The sequence below is a fragment of the Marichromatium sp. AB32 genome (assembly GCF_003718675.1).
GTDB classification, from domain to species: domain Bacteria; phylum Pseudomonadota; class Gammaproteobacteria; order Chromatiales; family Chromatiaceae; genus Marichromatium; species Marichromatium gracile.
This window is the reverse complement of sequence record NZ_RHFJ01000029.1, coordinates 13,552-33,461: the sequence shown is the minus strand read 5'-3', so window position 1 is coordinate 33,461 and position 19,910 is coordinate 13,552. Positions and strand designations below refer to the sequence as shown.

The 19,910-nt window shown below is 67.9% G+C and carries 19 protein-coding genes; 6 read left to right on the top strand and 13 right to left on the bottom strand.

Going from position 1 to position 19,910, the window contains the following annotated elements:
- Positions 1–33 precede the first annotated feature (33 nt).
- Both EBL85_RS10360 and rlmH read right to left on the bottom strand, forming a co-directional pair.
- Positions 34–648 carry a nucleoside triphosphate pyrophosphatase gene (locus EBL85_RS10360; RefSeq protein ID WP_123142868.1) on the bottom strand — a complete coding sequence of 205 codons (615 nt, stop codon included), beginning with the start codon at positions 646–648 and terminating at the stop codon, positions 34–36.
- Position 649: 1 nt separating this feature from the next.
- The gene (rlmH, locus tag EBL85_RS10355) at positions 650–1,123 is read right to left on the bottom strand and encodes a 23S rRNA (pseudouridine(1915)-N(3))-methyltransferase RlmH (RefSeq protein WP_123140150.1); all 474 of its coding nucleotides are present in this window, start codon (positions 1,121–1,123) and stop codon (positions 650–652) included.
- 425 nt (positions 1,124–1,548) lie between these two features.
- Between rlmH and EBL85_RS10350 the strand changes: the two genes are divergently transcribed.
- Positions 1,549–3,810, top strand: coding sequence for an NADP-dependent malic enzyme (locus EBL85_RS10350; protein ID WP_123140149.1), 2,262 nt, complete (start codon positions 1,549–1,551; stop codon positions 3,808–3,810).
- A 493-nt stretch (positions 3,811–4,303) separates the two neighbouring features.
- Here EBL85_RS10350 and EBL85_RS10345 read toward each other — a convergent pair whose 3' ends face one another.
- The gene (locus tag EBL85_RS10345; RefSeq protein ID WP_123140148.1) at positions 4,304–4,852 is read right to left on the bottom strand and encodes a hypothetical protein; all 549 of its coding nucleotides are present in this window, start codon (positions 4,850–4,852) and stop codon (positions 4,304–4,306) included.
- Positions 4,853–5,024: 172 nt separating this feature from the next.
- Here EBL85_RS10345 and EBL85_RS10340 point away from each other — a divergent pair, with 172 nt between their 5' ends.
- Positions 5,025–6,560, top strand: coding sequence for an MFS transporter (locus tag EBL85_RS10340; protein WP_123140147.1), 1,536 nt, complete (start codon positions 5,025–5,027; stop codon positions 6,558–6,560).
- Positions 6,561–6,581: 21 nt separating this feature from the next.
- Here the strand turns inward: EBL85_RS10340 and EBL85_RS10335 are convergent, their stop codons facing one another.
- The gene (locus EBL85_RS10335; RefSeq protein WP_123140146.1) at positions 6,582–7,145 is read right to left on the bottom strand and encodes a hypothetical protein; all 564 of its coding nucleotides are present in this window, start codon (positions 7,143–7,145) and stop codon (positions 6,582–6,584) included.
- A gap of 304 nt (positions 7,146–7,449) precedes the next feature.
- Between EBL85_RS10335 and EBL85_RS10330 the strand changes: the two genes are divergently transcribed.
- Positions 7,450–8,235, top strand: coding sequence for a hypothetical protein (locus tag EBL85_RS10330; RefSeq protein ID WP_123142867.1), 786 nt, complete (start codon positions 7,450–7,452; stop codon positions 8,233–8,235).
- 28 nt (positions 8,236–8,263) lie between these two features.
- Positions 8,264–10,459, top strand: a complete 2,196-nt coding sequence (locus EBL85_RS10325; protein ID WP_123142866.1) for a sodium-translocating pyrophosphatase — start codon at positions 8,264–8,266, stop codon at positions 10,457–10,459.
- Positions 10,460–10,501: 42 nt separating this feature from the next.
- Here EBL85_RS10325 and EBL85_RS10320 read toward each other — a convergent pair whose 3' ends face one another.
- The 9 genes from EBL85_RS10320 to nifH all read right to left on the bottom strand — a co-directional run bounded on the left by EBL85_RS10320 (position 10,502) and on the right by nifH (position 17,911).
- Complete coding sequence (locus EBL85_RS10320) at positions 10,502–10,801, bottom strand: hypothetical protein (RefSeq protein WP_223806118.1); 300 nt, start codon at positions 10,799–10,801, stop codon at positions 10,502–10,504.
- A 173-nt stretch (positions 10,802–10,974) separates the two neighbouring features.
- On the bottom strand, positions 10,975–11,919 hold the full coding sequence (locus EBL85_RS10315) for a hypothetical protein (protein ID WP_123140143.1): 945 nt from the start codon (positions 11,917–11,919) through the stop codon (positions 10,975–10,977).
- A gap of 46 nt (positions 11,920–11,965) precedes the next feature.
- Entirely contained in the window at positions 11,966–12,229 is a 264-nt protein-coding gene (locus EBL85_RS10310; RefSeq protein WP_123142865.1) for a DUF6129 family protein, read from the bottom strand.
- Positions 12,226–12,912, bottom strand: a complete 687-nt coding sequence (locus EBL85_RS10305) for a dinitrogenase iron-molybdenum cofactor biosynthesis protein (protein ID WP_123140141.1) — start codon at positions 12,910–12,912, stop codon at positions 12,226–12,228. Before EBL85_RS10305 ends, EBL85_RS10310 begins: the two co-directional genes overlap by 4 nt.
- A gap of 62 nt (positions 12,913–12,974) precedes the next feature.
- Positions 12,975–13,175, bottom strand: coding sequence for a 4Fe-4S binding protein (locus EBL85_RS10300; RefSeq protein ID WP_062275278.1), 201 nt, complete (start codon positions 13,173–13,175; stop codon positions 12,975–12,977).
- A 24-nt stretch (positions 13,176–13,199) separates the two neighbouring features.
- The gene (nifT, locus tag EBL85_RS10295) at positions 13,200–13,418 is read right to left on the bottom strand and encodes a putative nitrogen fixation protein NifT (RefSeq protein ID WP_005224876.1); all 219 of its coding nucleotides are present in this window, start codon (positions 13,416–13,418) and stop codon (positions 13,200–13,202) included.
- A gap of 310 nt (positions 13,419–13,728) precedes the next feature.
- The gene (gene nifK, locus EBL85_RS10290; RefSeq protein WP_123140139.1) at positions 13,729–15,300 is read right to left on the bottom strand and encodes a nitrogenase molybdenum-iron protein subunit beta; all 1,572 of its coding nucleotides are present in this window, start codon (positions 15,298–15,300) and stop codon (positions 13,729–13,731) included.
- 132 nt (positions 15,301–15,432) lie between these two features.
- Positions 15,433–16,914, bottom strand: a complete 1,482-nt coding sequence (nifD, locus tag EBL85_RS10285; protein WP_123140138.1) for a nitrogenase molybdenum-iron protein alpha chain — start codon at positions 16,912–16,914, stop codon at positions 15,433–15,435.
- 115 nt (positions 16,915–17,029) lie between these two features.
- Positions 17,030–17,911, bottom strand: coding sequence for a nitrogenase iron protein (gene nifH, locus EBL85_RS10280; RefSeq protein WP_123140137.1), 882 nt, complete (start codon positions 17,909–17,911; stop codon positions 17,030–17,032).
- A gap of 180 nt (positions 17,912–18,091) precedes the next feature.
- On the opposite strand from nifH, the gene EBL85_RS10275 reads away from it, so the two are divergent.
- Together EBL85_RS10275 and EBL85_RS10270 are read left to right on the top strand one after the other, a co-directional pair.
- Positions 18,092–18,943, top strand: a complete 852-nt coding sequence (locus EBL85_RS10275) for an NAD(+)--dinitrogen-reductase ADP-D-ribosyltransferase (protein ID WP_123140136.1) — start codon at positions 18,092–18,094, stop codon at positions 18,941–18,943.
- A gap of 94 nt (positions 18,944–19,037) precedes the next feature.
- On the top strand, positions 19,038–19,622 hold the full coding sequence (locus EBL85_RS10270; RefSeq protein WP_123142864.1) for a L,D-transpeptidase: 585 nt from the start codon (positions 19,038–19,040) through the stop codon (positions 19,620–19,622).
- Positions 19,623–19,910 lie beyond the last annotated feature (288 nt).

Here is a 19,910-nt window from a genome sequence, read left to right as displayed (position 1 = left end):
GCGATCGGTTCACCGCGTGAACCCGTGGACGAATCAGTCCTGACCGGGGGGCAACGCGCCGAGCACCGGGATCCCGGCCTCGGCCAGCAGCGTCGCGGTCTCGAACAGCGGCAGCCCCATCACCCCCGAGTAACTGCCCGCGATCGCGGCGACGAACACCGCGCCGAGCCCCTGGATGGCATAGCCGCCGGCCTTGTCGCGAGGCTCGCCGGTCGCCCAGTAGCGCGCGGCCTCTGCGGGCGCGACCTGGCGGAAGCGGACCCGGGTCTCGCTGAGACGCAGCGACTCGCCGGCGGCGCCGACCAGGGCCACCGCGGTGAGCACCCGATGCTCGCGCCCGGAGAGCAGCTCCATCATCTCCAGCGCGTCGGCGCGATCGCGCGGCTTGCCGAGGATGCAGGCGTCGACCACCACCGCGGTGTCGGCGGCGAGCACCAGGGCATCGGCGCGCGCGGCGACCTGCGTCCAGCCGGCCCGACCCTTGTCGCCGGTGACCCGACGCACATAGTCGCCGGGGGCCTCGCCGGGACGGACGGTCTCGTCGACCTCGGCATCGAGGCGCGTGAAACGCACGCCGATCTGCTCGAGCAGCTCGGCGCGTCGTGGCGAGCGCGAGGCGAGATGGAGGCGCGGCGCGGCGGCGTCCATCTCAGTCGCCACGATGGTAGGGGTGGCCGTGCATCAGCGACCAGGCGCGATAGAGCTGCTCGGCCAGGATCACCCGGACCAGTGGATGGGGAAAGGTAAGGCGCGAGAGCGACCAGGACTGCTCGGCGCGGGCCAGACAGCGCTGATCGAGCCCATCCGGACCACCGACCAGCAGGGCGCGATCGCGACCGTCGGCGAGCCAACCCTCGAGCGCCTGGGCGAGACGCTCGGTGCTCCAGGACTGGCCACCGCCGTCGAGCGCGATCACCGCCGCGCCCTTGGGCACTGCCTTGAGGATACGCTCGGCCTCCTCGGCCTTGTAGCGCGCCACGCTGCCGTTCTTGACCCGGCGTGCCGGCTCGATCTCCTGGAGCTGCAGGGCACACTCCGGGGGCAGGCGCTTGGCGTACTCGGCATAGCCCTGCTCGACCCAGCCGGGCATGCGACGTCCCACGCTAATCAGCTGAATCCGCATCCGCTCCCTACCCGTCTCGCGCCCATCGTCTCTCCTCGGATCCCGTCCATTCGCCAGGGTCGCCATCGGCCCCGCCCCGGGGCCGCGCCCCACATCGCAACCGACGATGATAGCCGTGAGCCACCCCCGACCGCCAACCGCGCTGATGCCGACTCGCTGCCCACCCACTCTAACGGGTATACTGGTGTGTCGCAGCAAGCGTGATCGGGCGTACGCACGGGCAAGACGCCCGCTGCGCCGCGATCGATGCGCGCCACCCCAATCCATGCGTCCGGCGCCGCGTCCCCCGCCCTCGAGCCCACCACGATACCGGCCTGCGGCGCGCCGAGCGCGCGCATTCGCTGTGTCACGCCATGAGCAGCGGGGATCGACCCCGCCACGAGAGAGACTGCGGCGCGACCGCAAACCATCATTCGGAGACCCCGATGTCGGAAGAATTCGACCAGAGCGCACTCGAGTACCATCGTTACCCCAAGCCCGGCAAGCTGGAGATCAAGGCCACCAAGCCGCTGGCCAACCAGCGTGACCTGGCGCTGGCCTACTCGCCCGGCGTGGCCGCGGCCTGTCGCGAGATCACCAAGGACGCGCTGGCCGCCTCCGAGGTCACCGCACGCGGCAACCTGGTAGCGGTGATCAGCAACGGCACCGCGGTGCTCGGGCTCGGTGCCATCGGCGGTCTGGCCTCCAAGCCGGTGATGGAAGGCAAGGCGGTGCTGTTCAAGCAGTTCGCCGACATCGACGTGTTCGACATCGAGGTCGACGAGCGTGATCCCGAGGCCTTCATCGAGACCGTCGCCCGCCTCGAGCCGACCTTCGGCGGCATCAACCTCGAAGACATCAAGGCCCCGGACTGCTTCATCATCGAGAAGGCGCTCAAGGAGCGCATGGGCATCCCGGTCTTCCACGACGATCAGCACGGCACCGCGATCGTGGTCTGCGCGGCCATCCTCAACGGCCTGCGGGTGGTCGGCAAGGACATCAGCAAGGTGCGTCTGGTCACCGCCGGCGCCGGCGCCGCGGCACTGGCCTGTGTCGACCTGCTGGTGACCCTCGGCCTGCCCAAGGAGAACATCACCCTCACCGACATCGCCGGGGTGGTCCACGAGGGCCGCACCGAGGAGATGGACCCCTACAAGGGTCGTTACGCCCAGGCCACCGAGCAGCGTACCCTGGCCGAGGCGATCGAGGGCGCCGACATCTTCCTCGGGCTCTCGGCCGCCGGCGTGCTCAAGCCCGAGTGGCTGGGCAAGATGGCCGGGTCGCCGATCATCATGGCGCTGGCCAACCCGGTCCCCGAGATCATGCCCGATCTGGCTCGCGAGGCGCGTCCGGATGCGATCATCGCCACCGGTCGCTCGGACTACCCCAACCAGGTCAACAACGTCCTCTGCTTCCCCTTCATCTTCCGCGGCGCACTCGACTGCGGCGCCAGCGAGATCAACGAGGCGATGAAGGCCGCCTGCGTGCGCGCCATCGCCGACCTGGCGATGGCCGAACCCTCCGACATCGTGCGCGCGGCCTACGGCGGCCATCAGCTGAGCTTCGGCCCCGAGTACCTGATCCCCAAGCCGTTCGACCCGCGGCTGATGGAGCACCTCGCCCCGGCGGTGGCACGCGCGGCGATGGAGAGCGGCGTGGCCACCCGGCCGATCGCCGATCTCGAGGCCTATCGTCGCGACCTGCACGCGCGCTCACACCGCACCGGCATCGCCATGAAGCCGGTGTTCGATCAGGCGCGCATCGCCCCCAAGCGGGTGGTCTTCGCCGAGGGCGAGGAGGATCGGGTGCTGCAGGCCGCGCAGCAGGCGGTGGCCGAGGGCATCGCCCGACCGCTGCTGATCGGTCGCCCCGAGGTGATCGGCGCGCGCATCGAGGCCCTCGGCCTGAGCATGCGTCCCGAGCAGGACTTCGAGGTGGTGGTGCCCTGCGAGAACCCGAACTTCGAGAACCACTGGCAGGCGGTCTACGAGCGGGTGCAGCGACGCGGCTATGCCCCCGACGAGACCCGCGAGTACATCCGCAACGACCCCACGGTGCTGGCCGCGGCCATGGTCCGCTGCGGTGACGCCGACGCCATGATCTGCGGCGTGGTCGGGCGCTATGCCCGTCACCTGCGTCATGTCGAGGAGGTCATCGGCACCGCCGCGGGCGTCACCCACCTCACCGCGATGAACGCCGTGGTGCTGGAGAAGGGGCCGCTGTTCATCGCCGACACCTATGTCCAGGCCGACCCCGACGCCGAGCAGCTCGCCGAGATCACCCGGCTGTGCGCGGCCGAGGTCGAGCGCTTCGGCCTCACCCCCAAGGTCGCGCTGCTGTCGCACTCGAACTTCGGCAGCCACAACTCGCCCTCGGCGCAGAAGATGCACAACGCGCTGCAGCTGCTGCGCGAGCAGGCCCCCGAACTCGAGGTCGAGGGCGAGATGCACGCCAACCTCGCCCTCGATCCCGAGGGCCGGCTGGCGCGCTTCCCCAACTCGCGTCTGACCGGTGCGGCCAACCTGCTGATCATGCCCAACCAGGACGCCGCCAACATCGCCTTCAACCTGCTGCGGATGCGTGACGAGGGCGCCTCGCTCGGTCCGATCCTGCTCGGTTCGGCGCACGTCGCCCACATCGCCACCCCCAGCACCACGGTGCGCGGGCTGCTCAACATGACCGCGCTGGCCGCCGTGCAGGCCGGCTGACCCGCCACGCTGCCGACAGAAGCTGTCAGCTGACAGCTTCTGTCAGTCCCGCCCGCTCGCCGCGACAGCGTCGCGGCATCTCCTCGCGGCCCCCGCGAAACAAAAAATCAAAACAAAACAAATAGATAAAAACAGATCACGCATCTACGAGAAGCGTGGCATGCCTCATGCATTTACTAAGCGCAGGCAAGGCCCCGAAGGACGCACAGATCGGCGCCAGACGCCTGAAACAAAGAGAAGCCGGCCCCATCGGCTCGTGAGGTCGCACAGACCACCAGACACGGGACGGGGCGCGGCGCCGGGCAGTCCACGGCGTCGCGCCCACAGGGTCAGCCGGGCAGGATCAAACGTCGGTGCGCTCACTCCCCCCGGGCCCCGACGCCCCTGACCGTGCAGCGAAAGGAACTGAGCATCCCCGGGGAACGCGGCACTCCTCCTCGCGTCTCCCCAAGGTTGGCCATCGTGATCCGTGGCGGCGGATCCGATGGCCCTTTTATTTCCTCTCCGTCTCGTCCATGCCGACCTCGAGCTGACGACGCTGCCAGAGCAGGGTCAGCACGATGGCCACCACCACGGCGACCACGGCGACCGCCACCGCGGCATCGTCGAGGAAGGCGATCGCCACCGCGCTCAACATCAACACCACCCCCACCCCGGCCATGCGCAGATGCCCGTAGATACCGGCGAGCAGCGCCGAGAAGCCGAGCAACAGCACCATCATCAGCCCCATCACCGCGTTGTCGAACACCGACTGGAGCTGCGGCAGATAGAGCAGTCGCACCAGTACGAACAGCGCCGCCCAGTGCGCCAGGGTACGCACCACGAAGGCGGTACGCGCACCCGAATCGGACTCGAAACCGTCCCAGCCGACCCAGAGCGCAAGCGCACCGAACAGCGGGATCAGCACCTGCCAGTAGAGCAGCGCGGTCCCCGGGACCAGATTGGTCAGCCCAACCCCGATGATGACCGCGACATAGAGCACGACATAGGGCCACTCGGCCAGTAACAGACGACGCAGACTGCCTGCAGCGGGACTCGACACGATGCCACCTCCTGTCAGCATGAATGGTGTCCGGCCCCGGGGCCGGACGCGACTGCTGCCCCAAGGGTAGTACCTCTGAGCACGACCTGCAGGGGCGGCGCGGGCTTGCGCCAGACCCTTTGATACCGCTAGCGTAGCCGCACGCCACCGCCCCAACCCGACCGGATCCCGGATGCCCCAAGCCGACGGCCAGACCGCCACCGACTGGCGACAGACCCTGCTCGCCCTGTTCGAGCGCCGCGTGATCGCGATGCTCTTCCTCGGCTTCTCGGCCGGGTTGCCGCTGCTGCTGATCTTCTCCTCGCTGTCGCTGTGGCTGCGCGAGGCCGGGATCGAGCGCAACGCGGTGACCTTCTTCAGCTGGGCCGCGCTCGGCTATTCGTTCAAGTTCGTCTGGGCGCCGCTGGTCGACCGACTGCCGTTGCCGCTGCTCACCCGCGCACTCGGACGCCGCCGCGGCTGGCTGCTGCTCGCCCAGCTCGGGGTCTCCGGGGCGATCGCGCTGATGGCCTTCACCGACCCCGCCGGCGGCGAGTCGGCGCTCGCGCGCATGGCACTGGCCGCCACCCTGCTCGGGTTGACCGCCGCGACCCAGGACATCGTCATCGACGCCCTGCGCATCGAGTCTGCGCCAGCACGACTCCAGGCGCTGATGTCCTCGACCTATATCGCCGGCTACCGCATCGGCATGGTGGTCTCGGGGGCCGGCGCACTCTATCTCGCCGCCTGGTTCGGCTCGACGGCCGAGACCTACAGCTATAGCGCCTGGCGCAACACCTATCTGGTGATGGCCGCCACCCTCGGCGTCGGGCTCGTCACCACCCTGCTGATGCGCGAGCCCGAGACCAGAGAACGGCTCGCACACCCTTATCCGGGGCGCGACTATCTGCGTCTGGTGGTGGTGTTCGTGCTGGTGGCGGCGAGCTTCGTCAGCGCCTTCTTCCTCGGCGCGCCACTGTTCGCCGCGCCCGCCGGCGACGCACTGCTGCGCTTCGTGCTGGAGGTGGCCCATCTCGCCGCGGCCATCGCCGTGGCGGCGACGGTCGGCTGGGGGCTGGTGCGCCTCGGCCTGCTCGAGCGGCGGCTGGCGCACGAGACCTGGATCGAGCCGGTGGCCGACTTCTTCTCGCGCTACGGGCTGCGCACCGCGCTGCTGCTGCTCGCGCTGATCGGGCTCTACCGGATCTCGGACATCGTCCTCGGGGTGATCGCCAACGTTTTCTATCAGGACATCGGCTTCACCAAGCCGCAGATCGCCTCGGCGGTCAAGACCTTCGGGGTCTTGGTGAGCATCCTCGGCGGGCTGCTCGGCGGCGTCCTCGCCACCCGTTTCGGGGTGATGCGCATCCTGCTGCTCGGCGCCCTGCTCTCGGCCCTCACCAATCTGGTGTTCGTGCTGCTGGCCTACGCCGGCAACGAGCCGCTGCTGCTCTATCTCGCGGTCAGCGCCGACAACCTCGCCGCCGGGCTGGCCAGTGCGGCCTTCGTCGCCTTCCTCTCGAGCCTCACCAGCATCTCCTTCACCGCGGTGCAGTACGCCATCTTCAGCTCCTTGATGACCTTGCTGCCCAAGGTCCTCGGCGGCTACTCCGGCTCGCTGGTCGACGGCCTCGGTTATCCCGGCTTCTTCGTCTTCACCACCCTCATCGGTATCCCGGTGGTGGCGCTGGTGTGGCGGGCCGGACGGCTGTTGCGCGACGCGCCCTGAGCCACCCGTCCCGCCCGGGGATCAGACCGCGCCCCAGGTGGTGCGCTTGGCCTCGGTCTTGGTCGCGAGCATGGTCTCCAGGTCGCGACTCGGCAGGCCCGGCCGGTAGTCGGCCAGGGCCTCGAACACCCGGATCACCTTGTCCTCGCCGGAGAGCCCCTTGAGGTCCTGCTTGTCGAGATAGCAGCACTCGGTGAGCGCGTTCCACACCACCCCGTCGCTGTGCTGGATCAGCACATAGGGATGCCCCTGGATCTCGACCTCGGCGCTCTCGGCGACATTGTCGATGAAGAGCACCGGACGACACTCCGGGGCGAGTACGTCGTGGAAGCGCGCGACGAACTCGGGCAACTCGTCGATGCTCGCGAAGTTGCCCACCACCATCTGCAGCCGGGTCTCGTCGCCGACCATCACCGCCTGCTTGAGCACCGCCTTGGGCGGGGTACGTTTGCCGGTCGAGGCCTTGAGCTCGCCCTCGAGCACCACGAACTCGCCGCGAAAGACCTGCAGTCCCTCGCGGCTCGGCGTACCGAACAGGGTCTTGAGCCAGAACCGTTCCTGTTGTTGATAGGTATCGAGCAGCATTGATCAGGATCTCCACAAAGGACGGGGAATCGAGGCGCGTCCGTCGGGGTGGGAATCTCACAGTGATGTCGGTTTTGCCACCAAGGGGTTCTGAGCCAATCTGCGTTCTGGTGCCACAACCGCTTGCCGATCAAGGAAATACCCACCCGACGGAACACGGGTTCGACCCCGCAACGGGGTCGCAGTCGGGAGATAGCAAGAACGAGGCCCACTCTCGACCACCGAGACCGTCATCGCGCTGATCTATAGTGATCGGGATGCGCCGGCATCACCGGTCGGCGCCACCGCCAAGGCGAGGCCCCGCATGACCGATCCGCAGCACCTCTATCTGTCCCTGATCCCGCAGGCACTGATCGCCTCGATGCTCGCCCCCGAGGCGTTCGGCAGCTATTACTCGATCGGCGCCAAGGTCCACGTCCAGGGCGAGTCGATCTTCTTCGAGGTCGACCCCGGATTCCGCGACGCCGACCTGCCCTTCGAGCTGATCGAGAAGCGCTGCGTGCGCACCCCCGAGGGCGCGCTCAAGCGCTCGGTCTATCTCGCCATCTACCGGGTGCTCGAGCGCATCCCGGTCGCCGCCCTCGGCAACCTCCATCTGGTCACCAACGACGGCAAGACCCTGACCCTGGAGCGCGCACCCTACCAGCCCCACCCCGAGCCGCGCTCGCACCTCTACCAGGAGTTCAGCCCGGTCACCCCGCTGGTCGCCAGCCGGCTCGAGCCGCACGACTTCTGCGACTTCATCACCGATCCGGACAACCCGGTGCACGTCCCCCGAGTGGTGTTCTCCGAGCTGCGTCTCGGGGCGCTGGCCACCGATCCCGAACACGGCGCGGCCGACGACCTGCCCTATCCCAACCTCGCCCATCTGCGCGACGTGCTGGTCGAACTCAACAGCGACACCACCACCAAGTCGAGCAAGCTGGTGCTGCGCCAGGTCAAGGCCGGGGTGCTCTATCGCATGGTGCACAACGGTTTCTATGTCGGCGATCAGCAGGACTTCGCCTACTACCCCTTCCCCGATCACGAGCTGCTCGAGGACCAGTACCGCGACTGGTGGCGCTCGGCCCAGCTCGGTCCGCTCGCATGACCCGAAACCCCCGTCAGGGAGACCACCGATGAACGAGATCGCCTTCTGGATCGCCCCCGTCGCCGCGCTCACCGCGCTGGTGGTCGCGGCGCGCTTCTTCCGCGAGATGCTTGCCGAGGAGCAGGGCAACGCGCGCATGCGCGAGATCGGCGACCATGTCCGCCACGGCGCCATGGCCTATCTGCGCCAGCAGTATCGGCTGATGCTGCTGGTGTTCGCGTTGCTCACCGCGCTGTTCGCGCTGCTCTCCTACGGGTTCGGGCTGCAGAGCACCTGGCTGCCGGCGACCTTCGTCTGCGGCGGGCTGTTCTCGGCGCTGGCCGGTTACATCGGCATGCAGACGGCCACCCGCGCGGCCACCCGCACCGCAGCGGCGGCACGCACCTCGCTGCCCCAGGCGCTGCGCATCGCCTTTCGCAGCGGTGCGGTGATGGGGCTGGTGGTGGTCGGACTCGGACTCGGCAACATCGTCGTCTGGTTCGCCCTCGCCGACTGGTTGTTGCCGGCCGGAGAGGATGCCGGGGTGCGCATGGTGCTGGTCACCACCACGGTGTTGACCTTCGGCATGGGCGCCTCGATGCAGGCGCTGTTCGCCCGGGTCGGCGGCGGCATCTTCACCAAGGCCGCCGATGTCGGCGCCGATCTGGTCGGCAAGGTCGAGAGCGGCATCCCCGAGGACGACCCGCGCAACCCGGCGGTGATCGCCGACAACGTCGGCGACAACGTCGGTGACGTCGCCGGCATGGGCGCCGACCTGTTCGAGTCCTACTGCGGCTCGATCCTCGCCGCCTGCGCCCTCGGCGCCGCGGCCTATGTCGGCGAGCCGACGCTGCAGATCAAGGCGGTGGTGGCGCCAATCGCCATCGCCGGGCTCGGCGTGCTGCTGTCGATCCTCGGGGTCTTCCTGGTGCGCACCCGCGAGGGCGCCGACCAGCGCGCCCTGCTCGGCGCGCTCTCGCGCGGGGTCAATGCCGCCGCGGCGCTGATCGTCGTCGCCAGCGCGCTGCTGCTGTGGGCGCTCGGTGTCGCCAACCCCTGGGGGATCTGGGGCGCGGTGGTCAGCGGACTGCTCACCGGCATCGTCGTCGGTCGCGCCACCGAGTACTACACCTCGCCGAGCTATGCGCCGACGCTGCACATCGCCCAGCAGGCCGAAGGCGGACCGGCGACGGCGATCATCGCCGGCATCGGGGTGGGGATGCTGTCGACGGCGGTGCCCATCCTCGCCGTCGGCGCCGGCACCCTGGTCGCCTTCCTCTGCGCCTCGGGCTTCGACCCCGGGGCGCTCAACCAGGGGCTCTACGGCGTGGCGATCGCCGCCGTGGGGATGCTCTCGACGCTCGGCATCACCCTGGCGAGCGATGCCTACGGACCGATCGCCGACAATGCCGGCGGCAACGCCGAGATGAGCGGCCTCGGCCCCGAGGTCCGCGCCCGCACCGACGCACTCGACGCCCTCGGCAACACCACCGCCGCCACCGGCAAGGGCTTCGCCATCGGCTCGGCGGCGCTCACCGCGCTGGCGCTGATCGCCTCCTATGTCGAGGTGGTGCGCATCGAGCTGATCCGCACCGGGGTCGTCACCCTCGAACTCGGTCACGAGGTGGTGGTCGCCACCGCCGGGGCGACCCTCGCCGACTTCATGACCTATTTCGACGTCACCCTGCTCAACCCCGCGGTGCTGGTGGCGGTGCTGCTCGGGGCGATGGTCGCCTTCGTCTTCAGCGGGCTGACGGTGCAGGCGGTGGGGCGCGCAGCCGGGCTGATGGTCGAGGAGGTGCGCCGTCAGTTCCGCGCCGACCCCGGCATCCTCGCCGGCACCTCGGAGCCGGACTACGAGCGCTGCGTGGCGATCTCGACGCTCGGTGCCCAGCGCGAGATGCTGGTGCCGGCGCTGATCGCGGTGAGCGCGCCGGTGGCGGTGAGTCTGCTGCTGGGGGTGGCGGGGGTGATCGGGCTGCTGGTCGGGGGGCTGTCGAGCGGTTTCGTGCTGGCGGTGTTCCTGTCGAACTCGGGCGGCGCCTGGGACAACGCCAAGAAATACATCGAGGCCGGTCACCACGGCGGCAAGAACTCACGCGCCCATCGCGCCTCGGTGATCGGCGATACCGTCGGCGATCCCTTCAAGGACACCTCGGGGCCGAGCCTCAACATCCTGGTCAAGCTGATGAGCGTGGTGGCCATCGTGATGGCAGGGGTGAGCACCAGCCACAGCCTGTTGTGAGCGGCGGGGCGCCCGGCCCGAGGGGGGCCGGGCGGGGTCGGTCTAGATGTGGGTCGAGAGCGGAGCCTCGTGGGCCAGCGGCTCGCCCAGCTCGTCCCAGCTGAACAGGTTGAAGGCGCGATGACCGTTGTGATCGAGCACCCGCAGGTCGTCGGTCTCGGTAAAACCGTTGGTGACCTTGCGGAAGTGGCCGCCATAACGCTGTTCGGCCAACTCCAGCGGGATCTCATAGGCGAGAAACTTGGGGATCCCCTTGTTGTTGAGCCGCTCGAGCAGCTTCGGATTCTCGATCGAGTCGTAAGAGGTCAGGATCACGATCGGGCCGTTTCCGGTCAGAAGCATGGCGCATTTCATAACCAACTCCCCTGGTTGACCGCCCGCGCGGGCGCGGTGCGGTGCGGTAATGAAGGCAGGACTGCCTGTCGGGTCGGCATGCGCAAACCGGCATGCCTCCGTGGCCCGATTCTAGCACCGCCTCAAAACCTCGGGGCCGCAGTCGATCGCAAACCTGCGGGTCAGACACCATACGGATCTCGATACCAGTCACGCAGCACTTGCAGGTCGCGCGCCGGCAGATAGTCGTAGGCGCCCATCAGATCGGCATGCACCGCCTCGACCAGTTGGTGCGACACCCGCGGGCTGGTCAGCATGTGGAAGTACCAGGCGAAGGGATAGCCCAGGCGGCGGTCGAAGGCGTGGAGCTGGTTGGCCAGCGCCGTGCCGCGCATGCCCTCGCCGACGGTGAGCGGCGGGGCGGCGGCGCAGGCCGCCACCGGTCGGGCGCTGCCGCGTCCTCCGCCATCGCGCACCGCGACAATCCAATGGTGACAGAGCTGCGCCTGTTCACCGGCGGAGCTGCGCGCCCAGTCGGCGAAGAAGCGCCGCAACCCGGTGTCGTGCTCCTCCAGGGTGTCGAGACGCAGCAACCGTCGGAACACCAGTCGCGGCGCCCCCACCGGCTCGGGCTCGACCCTGGGGACATCGACCGGGTCGATGAACTCGCCGAGCCCCTCGGGGAACCAGTCGGGATCGGTCAGTGGGCGCTCGAACACCTCCTGAAGCTCCTCGACCTCGATCTGGATGGCGGCATCGGGGCTGTGCCCGGTGGCGACGGTCAGGTAATGGGTGCGACCCTCGACCCGGGTGGCGAACAGACGCCCCTGCGGCAGCTCGTCGAGCATCTGCTCCAGATCACCGCCGGCGGCGGCGAGCGCCGCCTCGGCCCAGGGGCGGATCTGTTCGGCCACCCGCTCACCGTCGAGATCGACCACGCCGCCGAGCCGATACCAGCCGCCGCGGGTGAGGACGTGGCGCAGCGGCCAGGCCGGGAACAGCCGTTGGAGTGTCCTGACCAGGGACCCGATCCCGCCCTCGGGCGGACAGTCCTGACAGTGCCGTGCGACGGCGAGTTCGAGTTCGGCGACAGGCGGGTGGACGGTGGTGCTGGCGATCATCGTCATCGGACTGGACTCGATTCGGTGGCGGGAGCACGGGCCGGCCCCCGGCTCATGCGTGGGTGGCGAGCAGCAACCCGCTGGCCTCGGCCGGATCATCGGTCAGGGCGGCGCAACCCGAGGCGCCGGCGCCGACCAGATAGAGGCTCACCCCGGGCAGCTCGCGATAGGGCTCGCGGACGCCGACCTCATCCTCCAGACAGAGGGTGAAGTGCAGCTCGTCGAAACTCTCGCGCAGCGCCTGCACGGCCTGCGCGTTGACACCGATGCGCGAGACCACGGCAACGACCTGCTCGATCCGCTCGGGCGCGATCATGCCGCAACCCCGCTCCGGGCGCCCGCCTGCCCCATCGCCTTGGCCAGCCACGGTGGGACATGCCCGGCGAGAACGCCCTGCAGCTCGCGCAAGTGCGCACGCGCCTCGCCGCCATCGGCGACGCGGATCGGATGGACGTCGACCTTGACCACCTTGGCCGCGGCCGGTCCCCCGATCGAGGCGACGTAGAGCAGCTGACAGTCGGCGATCAGACCGGCGCGATAGCTGTTGCGATCGTCCTCGGCCTGACTGTCGTCGATCTCACGGACCTCGATCAGCCGCATCGCCTCGGCCGAGACCTGATAGACCAGGAAGCGTCGCGCCGCGCCGAAATGGCCGTCGAGCTGCTCACCCGAGTCCGAGGCGCAGGCGACCCGGATCGAGTCCGGCAACTCACCCTCGGCATAGGGCTCGGGCAGCGGCGGCGGCTGGGTCTCGCCGGCCTCGCCCTTGAGGATGGCGAGCGCGTCCCTGAGACGCTCGGGCTCGAGGTCGGCGAGCGCGCCGTCGGCACCCTGGCGCAGATCGCGCAATCGCAGACGATCGAGCTTGTCGGCGGTCGGCGGCAGTCCCAGGGTGGTCTCGAGCACGCGCAGCAGGCGCGCGACATCGATCTCGGGGAGGATGCGGGCGGCGAGCCCGATACGCAGCGCGATGTCGTCGGAGAGTGGTACGACGGTCATGAGGGTGACTCCCTGGTGTTGGCGGGACCCGTCCCGATGCGCCGGGACGGGCCGGATCCGGCTCAGGCCGGGACGATGCAGTCCTCTTCCATGCAGGCGTCGAGACACTGCGGCATCCCCGGTTCGCCCTCGCCATCGCACTCGGTACAGGTCGCGGCGTCGATCCGGTAGACCCCCTTCCAGGGGCTGATCGACTGGTTCGGACAGGCCTGCTGGCAGTCGCCGCAGGCGGTGCACAGGTCGCGCAGGATTTGATAGGCCATGATTGGGTACCTCCTCAGGGCGGTTCAGTCGTCCACGCGGCGAAAGCGCAGCGTCGTGGGGAAGCTCGGCGGCGGGCTGATCGGGTCGATGTACCAGCGCGAGCCGTCGGTCAACGCCACCTCCCCACCCCAGCGCTCGGCGCTGTCCTGCTCGACCGAGGCGATGGTCTCCTCCATGTCCTTCTTGGCGACATAGAAGAGCAGCGCCCCGGTTTCATTCTTGCGGATCATCACGTTAGGCATCGGTTTCGCCTTGTCTGCGATGCGGCGGGAAAAACCGCGAAGACGCGAAGAGCACCAAGAGCACCTACCCCGTCCACGGTATTCGGTTTCCAGGCTCTCCGGCCCGCGCGCATCTGATGGATCGGCACACATGGGGTGCTTACAGACCTGCTTCTGTTTCGCTCCGGGCGACCTTGCGAACAGCCTTTGCGTCCACCAAGAGTCGGGCGAGCGATGGTCGGCAGCGCACCCCACGTGCGTGGCTCGACCGCGAAGGCAGCGGGACGCGCCCATCACACCTTTGCGTCCTTGGCGCCTTCGCGGTTCCAGGTCAGCGCACCAGGTCGTAGTTGAAGTCGGTCACGCCCATCTCGCGCGTCTCCTCGTCGAGGCGCTCGAGCACCGCGTTGACCAGGGTGGTGAGGATGTACATCGCGCCCTCGTAGCCCATGGTGGTCATGCGGTGGAGGTGGTGACGGTCGAAGATCGGGAAGCCGATGCGGATCAGCGGCACCTCGGCGTCCTTGCCCTTGTGCAGGGTGTCGCGCTGGATGAACTTGCCGTAGCTGTTGCCGATCAGGAAATCGGGCTTGTCGGTGAAGCACAGCGAACGCAGGTGCCAGAGGTCGTGGTTGACGTAGACCTTGCCGGAGGCGCCGTAGGGCGACTCGGCGAGCAGCTTCTCGACGGCCTTCTTCCAGCGCTTGTTGGCGTGGCTGCAGAGGATGTGGGTCGGCTCGGCGCCCAGCTCCATCAAGAACTGGGTCATGCCCATGACGAAGTCGGCGTCACCGTAGAGCGCGAACTTCTTGCCGTGCAGCCAGGTGTGGCTGTCGGTCATCATGTCGACCAGACGGCCGCGCTCGCGGGTCAGCGACTCGGGGATCGGCTTGCCGGTGAGCTCGGAGACCTTCATCAGGAAGTCGTCGGTCCACGCCAGCCCCATCGGGATGTTGAGCGCCGGGACATCGTGCTTCCAGGTCTGCTGGGTGAACTTCTTGGTCTTGACCAGCTGCCAGGGCTGCAGCAACAGGGTGTCGACGGCGTTGGGCGCATCCTTGACCTCGGCGATCGAGGTGCCGCCGTCGTACATCCGGAATTCACCGTCGGCCGGGGTATCGAGCACCTCGGCGGGATCGCACAGCAGGCTGTAGTCGACCCCCATCTCCTGCATCATCCGGTGCATCACCCGGTAGTTGCCGAGATAGGTCTCGAAGCCCGGCACCAGGTTGATCTTGCCGTTGGAGCCGACGACCTTGTCCTCCATCGCGTTGAGGGTGAAGTAGCGCTGGATGCCCTCGAACATGTTGTCCCAGCCGGTGGTGTGGCTGCCGACGAAGCTCGGGGTGTGGGCAAAGGGCACCGGGAAGTCCTCGGGGACGTGACCTTCCTTGCGCGCGTTGCCGATGAAGGCGTTGAGATCGTCACCGATGACCTCGGCCATGCAGGTGGTGGAGACGGCGATCATCTCCGGCTTGTAGAGCGCGCGGGCGTTCTCCAGCCCGTCGAACATGTTCTTCTGGCCGCCGAACACCGCCGCGTCCTCGGTCATCGAGTCCGAGACACAGGCCACCGGCTCCTTGAAGTGACGGTTGAAGTAGGTGCGGAAGTAGGCCACGCAGCCCTGCGAGCCGTGCACATAGGGCAGCGTCTTCTCGAAGCCGAGCGAGCAGAGCACCGCACCGAGCGGCTGACAGGCCTTGGCCGGGTTGATGGTCAGCGCCTCGCGCTTGAAGTTGAGTTCCTGGTACTCCTCGGTGGTGGTCCAGGCGAAGGTCTCCTCGATCTTCTCGGGCGAGGCGACCTCCTCGACGGTCTCGCGCTTGTTGGCGAGGCTCTCGACATAGTCCGCGTCGCGGAACAGCGGATAACAGGGCTTGATGTTGTCGACGGTCTGGCTCATGGCTTGTGCTCCTGCCGCGCCGCAAATCCGCGGACGACGGCATCTAGGTCTAGGGCTGTCTGCCGTCAGCCTCCAGCCACCAGCCCGGGCGGGCTGGTCGCTGGCTGCTGACCGCTGGGGACTAACGGATCATCAGGCGCTGGCGGCGGTCGCCTCGGTCTCGGCCGCGGCCGGCTTGAGCCAGGGGGCCTGCATGCTGTTCCAGCAGGGGTTGTTGACGGTCATGTCCATGTCGCGGGCGAAGATGGCGAAACCGTCGTAGCCGTGATACGGACCCGAGTAGTCCCAGGAGTGCATCTGACGGAAGGGCACGCCCATCTTCTGGAAGATGTACTTCTCCTTGATGCCGGAGCCGATCAGGTCGGGCTTGACGCGTTTGACGAACTCCTCGAACTCGTAGCCGGTGACGTCGTCGTAGAGCAGGGTCGCGTTGTCGACCTCCTTGATGGTGCGGTCGTAGTCGTCGTTGTGGGCGAACTCGTAACCGGTGCCGACGACCTCCATGCCGAGGTCCTCGTAGGCGCCGATGACGTGACGCGGACGCAGCCCGCCGACATAGAGCATCACCTTCTTGCCCTCGAGGCGCGGACGGTACTTGGCGATCACCGCCTCGTACTCGGCCTGGTACTTCTCGATGACCTTCTCGGCGTTGGCCTGGATGGTCTCGTCGAAGAAGGCGGCGATCTTGCGCAGCGACTCGGCGATCTTGGTCGGACCGAAGAAGTTGTACTCCATCCACGGGATGCTGTACTTCTCCTCCATGTAGCGGCTGATGTAGTTCATCGAGCGGTAGCAGTGGATCAGGTTGAGCTTGACCTTGGGGGTCAGCTCCATCTCCGGCAGGGTGCCGTCGCCCGACCACTGCGCGACCACCCGCAGCCCCATCTCCTCGAGCAGGATGCGCGAGGACCAGGCATCACCGCCGATGTTGTAGTCACCGATGATGGCCACATCGTAGGGGGTCGACTCGAACGCCTGATCGTCGCGATTGCCGAGCACGTGATCGCGGATCGCGTCGTTGGCGATGTGATGGCCGAGCGACTGCGACACGCCGCGGAAGCCCTCGCAGCGCACCGGCACCACCGGCTTGCCGTGCTCCTTGGTCTTCTTCTTGGCCACCGCCTCGATGTCGTCGCCGATCAGGCCGATCGGACACTCCGACTGCACGCTCACGCCCTTGACCAGGGGGAAGAGCTGCTCGATCTCGTCGATCAGCTTCTCGAGCTTCTTGTCCCCGCCGAAGACGATGTCCTTCTCCTGGAAGTCGGAGGTGAAGTTCATCGTGCCGAAGGTGTTCACCCCGGTGTGGCCGGTGTAGTAGTTGCGACGACCGGCGCGCGAATAGGCACCGCACCCGACCGGGCCGTGGGAGATGTGCACCATGTCCTTGATCGGACCCCACACCACGCCCTTGGAGCCGGCGTAGGCACAGCCGCGGATGGTCATCACGCCGGGCTGCGACTTGCGGTTGGAGATGATGCACTTCTTCGACTGCTCGACCGACTGGTCGTTGGCCGCGAGATGCTTGGCGCGATCCTTCCGCGCCTTGTCGGGATAGGCCTCGAGCACCTCTTGGATGAGGGCCTTGGTCTCTTCGAGGGTCATGTTCGACATGCTGTGTCCTCTATACGGCGCCGCGGCCAATCCGCCGACGGTCGCGCGGTGAGAAACGCTGGGGGACAGGACGTCGCCGACGGCGGCGCGTCCGCGCGATGGCTCGGGACTGGGCTCAGGCCACCGCCTCGTCTGCCGCGGTCTTGCCGACGATGCTCTCGTCCTCTTCCTCGAGCACGCCGAACTCCATCAGCAGGTCCTCGAGTTCATCCATCGAGATCGGCGTCGGCACCACGAACATCTGGTTGTCGATGATCTTCTGCGCCAGCGTGCGGTACTCGTCGGCCTGGCCCGACTTGGGGTCGTACTCGATGACCGTCATGCGGCGGATCTCGGCGCGCTGCACGATGTTGTCGCGGGGGACGAAGTGGATCATCTGGGTGCCGAGCTGACGGGCAAGCTCCATGATCAGCTCGTCCTCGCGGGCGGTATTGCGGCTGTTGCAGATCAGCCCGGCGAGACGCACGCCGCCGGAACTGGCGTACTTGACGATGCCCTTGGCGATGTTGTTGGCCGCGTACATGGCCATCATCTCGCCGGAGCAGACGATGTAGATCTCCTGCGCCTTGTTCTCGCGGATCGGCATCGCGAAGCCGCCGCAGACCACGTCGCCGAGCACGTCGTAGAAGACGAAGTCGAGATCCTCCTCGTAGGCGCCCTCTTCCTCGAGGAAGTTGATCGCGGTGATGACGCCGCGACCGGCGCAGCCGACACCCGGCTCGGGACCGCCGGACTCGACGCACTTGATGTCGCCGAAGCCGACCTTGAGCACGTCCTCGAGCTCCAGATCCTCGACCGAGCCGGCGTCGGCGGCCATCTGCATGATGGTCTCCTGGGCCTTGGAGTGCAGGATCAGACGGGTCGAGTCGGCCTTGGGGTCACACCCGACGATCATCACCCGCTTGCCCAGCTCGGCGAGCCCGGCGACCAGGTTCTGGGTGGTGGTCGACTTACCGATGCCGCCCTTGCCGTAGATGGCGCATTGCCGTGTTGCCATGGTAGGTTCCTCTCGTTGGCTCGCTTGGCGAGCGTTGCACGACGTTATCCACACGGAGGCTCAAGCAGCCACCGTGCCAACATCGATAAAACGACCTACCGCATTGATTGGGCTCGATTATTCAACACCCCTCGGGCAGAGACCGGATGGTCGTATCCACGACAAAGCCGCAGGGGCTGTATGGATAGCAACAGACAAACGACCCAGGCGCCCGACCCGCCGCCACCCTCGCTCCCGGCACACGCCAGACTCACGCTCAACCGCTGCAACCTGCCGGCGGTGATCCTCGGCAGCCTCACCTACCAGCAACACCCGGTCGACCTCGAACTCGACGGCATCGCCCCACTCCACACCCCACTGCTGCGCAACCTCGACGCCATCCCCGAGCATCGCGCGCGCGCGCGTCACTTCCAGGACTACATGCGTTGGCGCTTCCTCCTCGACCTCCCCGAGGAGGCCGGGCTCACCCGGGGACGTCGCGGACGCGCCAAGGCCGACTACCAACGCATGGTGCGCGGCTGGTCGTTCGACTCCGACGGGCGCGAGGGCGCGGTGCTGAAGCGTTGGGCGGAGAGCCGCTTCGGCCTGCTCGCACGCCACCACGCCGGCCCGCTGCACGGACGCGGCAGCGAGACCTATCTGCGCTATGTCGCCGCCGGCACCCAGGGGCTCTACGCCACCAACGCGCTCGAGTCCCAACTCGACCTGCTCTATACCTACGGCCAGTACGAGTTGCAGCGCCGCGACCCCGGGCGCACCCACCTGCGGCTCTATCGCGGGATCAACCGCATCGACGAACACGAGGTCCTCGAACGGGTCGGACGCCATCGCTACCGCGTGCTGCTCAACAACCTCAACAGCTTCACCAGCGAGCGCGAGCGCGCCGACGAGTTCGGCGACTACATCCTCGAAACCGAGGTGCCGCGCCCCAAGGTATTTTTCTACAACCGGCTGCTCCCCGACCTGCTCAAGGGCGAGGACGAGTACGTGGTGATCGGCGGGGTCTACGAGGTGCGGATCTCGGTGCTATGAGCCGCCGGGCGGCGCGGACAGGGAGGGCGCGACGCGGATCCACACCGGCGGGCCCCGGCCCCGGAGACGGGCGGGCACGCCGAGGGAGCGAACCATGGAGCAGCCGAGCGACACCACGACACGCCGAGACCACCCCACCGCCCCGACCATCCTGCTCACCGTGACCCTGCTCGGCAGCGGCTGCGCGGCGCCGCCCGAGCGCCCCGCGCCGGAGCCGGTCGAAGCCCCAGTCGCGACCGCACCCGCCACGGTCGCCACCGAGCCACAACCACCCGGAACACCCCCGACCACCGATCCCGGACCGCCGAGCGGGCCGAGCGACGCCGCCAGGCGCGCCATCCGCATCGATCTCGGCGAGCAGCGCTTCACCTATATCGAGGACGGCGAGCCGGTGCACAGCGGCCCGATCTCATCGGGCCGCGCCGGCCACCCCACCCCGCGCGGACGCTTCGCCGTGCTCGCCAAGGACATCGACAAGGTCTCCTCGCGCTACACCAACCAGCTCGGCTGGCAGGCGTGGATGCCCTACGCCATCCAGTTCCACGGCCACTACTTCCTCCACGAGGGCTGGCTCCCCGGCTACCCCGACTCGCACGGCTGCGTGCGCGTCGGCGAGCGCGACGCCCGCTTCCTCTTCGAGCGCCTGCGTCTCGGCGACCGAGTCGAGGTCGTCAACTGATGCCGCTCATGCCGCGGGCGCGGAATCCGTTGCCAGCGGCCAGTCTTCAAGCGGCCAGTCTTCAAGCGGCCAGCCCCCAGCTGTCAGCCTCCAGTGGGGAGGGCCGGTGTTCATGACCGGCGCAGATAGGGAGACGCGGCGAATCAGCTGCCAGCCCCCAGCTGTCAGCCTCCAGTGAGGAGAGCCGGCGTTCATGACCGGCGCTGACGGCAAAGACGCGGCGAATCAGCCGCCAGCACCCAGCTGTCAGCCTCCAGTGAGGAGGGCCGGTGCTCATGACCGGCGCAG

Coding starts and splice junctions, on each gene's coding strand:
- EBL85_RS10360 (WP_123142868.1), bottom strand. CDS start 648: ATGGACGCCGCCGCGCCGCGCCTCCATCTCGCCTCGCGCTCGCCACGA.
- rlmH (WP_123140150.1), bottom strand. CDS start 1,123: ATGCGGATTCAGCTGATTAGCGTGGGACGTCGCATGCCCGGCTGGGTC.
- EBL85_RS10350 (WP_123140149.1), top strand. CDS start 1,549: ATGTCGGAAGAATTCGACCAGAGCGCACTCGAGTACCATCGTTACCCC.
- EBL85_RS10340 (WP_123140147.1), top strand. CDS start 5,025: ATGCCCCAAGCCGACGGCCAGACCGCCACCGACTGGCGACAGACCCTG.
- EBL85_RS10335 (WP_123140146.1), bottom strand. CDS start 7,145: ATGCTGCTCGATACCTATCAACAACAGGAACGGTTCTGGCTCAAGACC.
- EBL85_RS10330 (WP_123142867.1), top strand. CDS start 7,450: ATGACCGATCCGCAGCACCTCTATCTGTCCCTGATCCCGCAGGCACTG.
- EBL85_RS10325 (WP_123142866.1), top strand. CDS start 8,264: ATGAACGAGATCGCCTTCTGGATCGCCCCCGTCGCCGCGCTCACCGCG.
- EBL85_RS10320 (WP_223806118.1), bottom strand. CDS start 10,801: ATGCTTCTGACCGGAAACGGCCCGATCGTGATCCTGACCTCTTACGAC.
- EBL85_RS10315 (WP_123140143.1), bottom strand. CDS start 11,919: ATGACGATGATCGCCAGCACCACCGTCCACCCGCCTGTCGCCGAACTC.
- EBL85_RS10310 (WP_123142865.1), bottom strand. CDS start 12,229: ATGATCGCGCCCGAGCGGATCGAGCAGGTCGTTGCCGTGGTCTCGCGC.
- EBL85_RS10305 (WP_123140141.1), bottom strand. CDS start 12,912: ATGACCGTCGTACCACTCTCCGACGACATCGCGCTGCGTATCGGGCTC.
- EBL85_RS10300 (WP_062275278.1), bottom strand. CDS start 13,175: ATGGCCTATCAAATCCTGCGCGACCTGTGCACCGCCTGCGGCGACTGC.
- nifT (WP_005224876.1), bottom strand. CDS start 13,418: ATGCCTAACGTGATGATCCGCAAGAATGAAACCGGGGCGCTGCTCTTC.
- nifK (WP_123140139.1), bottom strand. CDS start 15,300: ATGAGCCAGACCGTCGACAACATCAAGCCCTGTTATCCGCTGTTCCGC.
- nifD (WP_123140138.1), bottom strand. CDS start 16,914: ATGTCGAACATGACCCTCGAAGAGACCAAGGCCCTCATCCAAGAGGTG.
- nifH (WP_123140137.1), bottom strand. CDS start 17,911: ATGGCAACACGGCAATGCGCCATCTACGGCAAGGGCGGCATCGGTAAG.
- EBL85_RS10275 (WP_123140136.1), top strand. CDS start 18,092: ATGGATAGCAACAGACAAACGACCCAGGCGCCCGACCCGCCGCCACCC.
- EBL85_RS10270 (WP_123142864.1), top strand. CDS start 19,038: ATGGAGCAGCCGAGCGACACCACGACACGCCGAGACCACCCCACCGCC.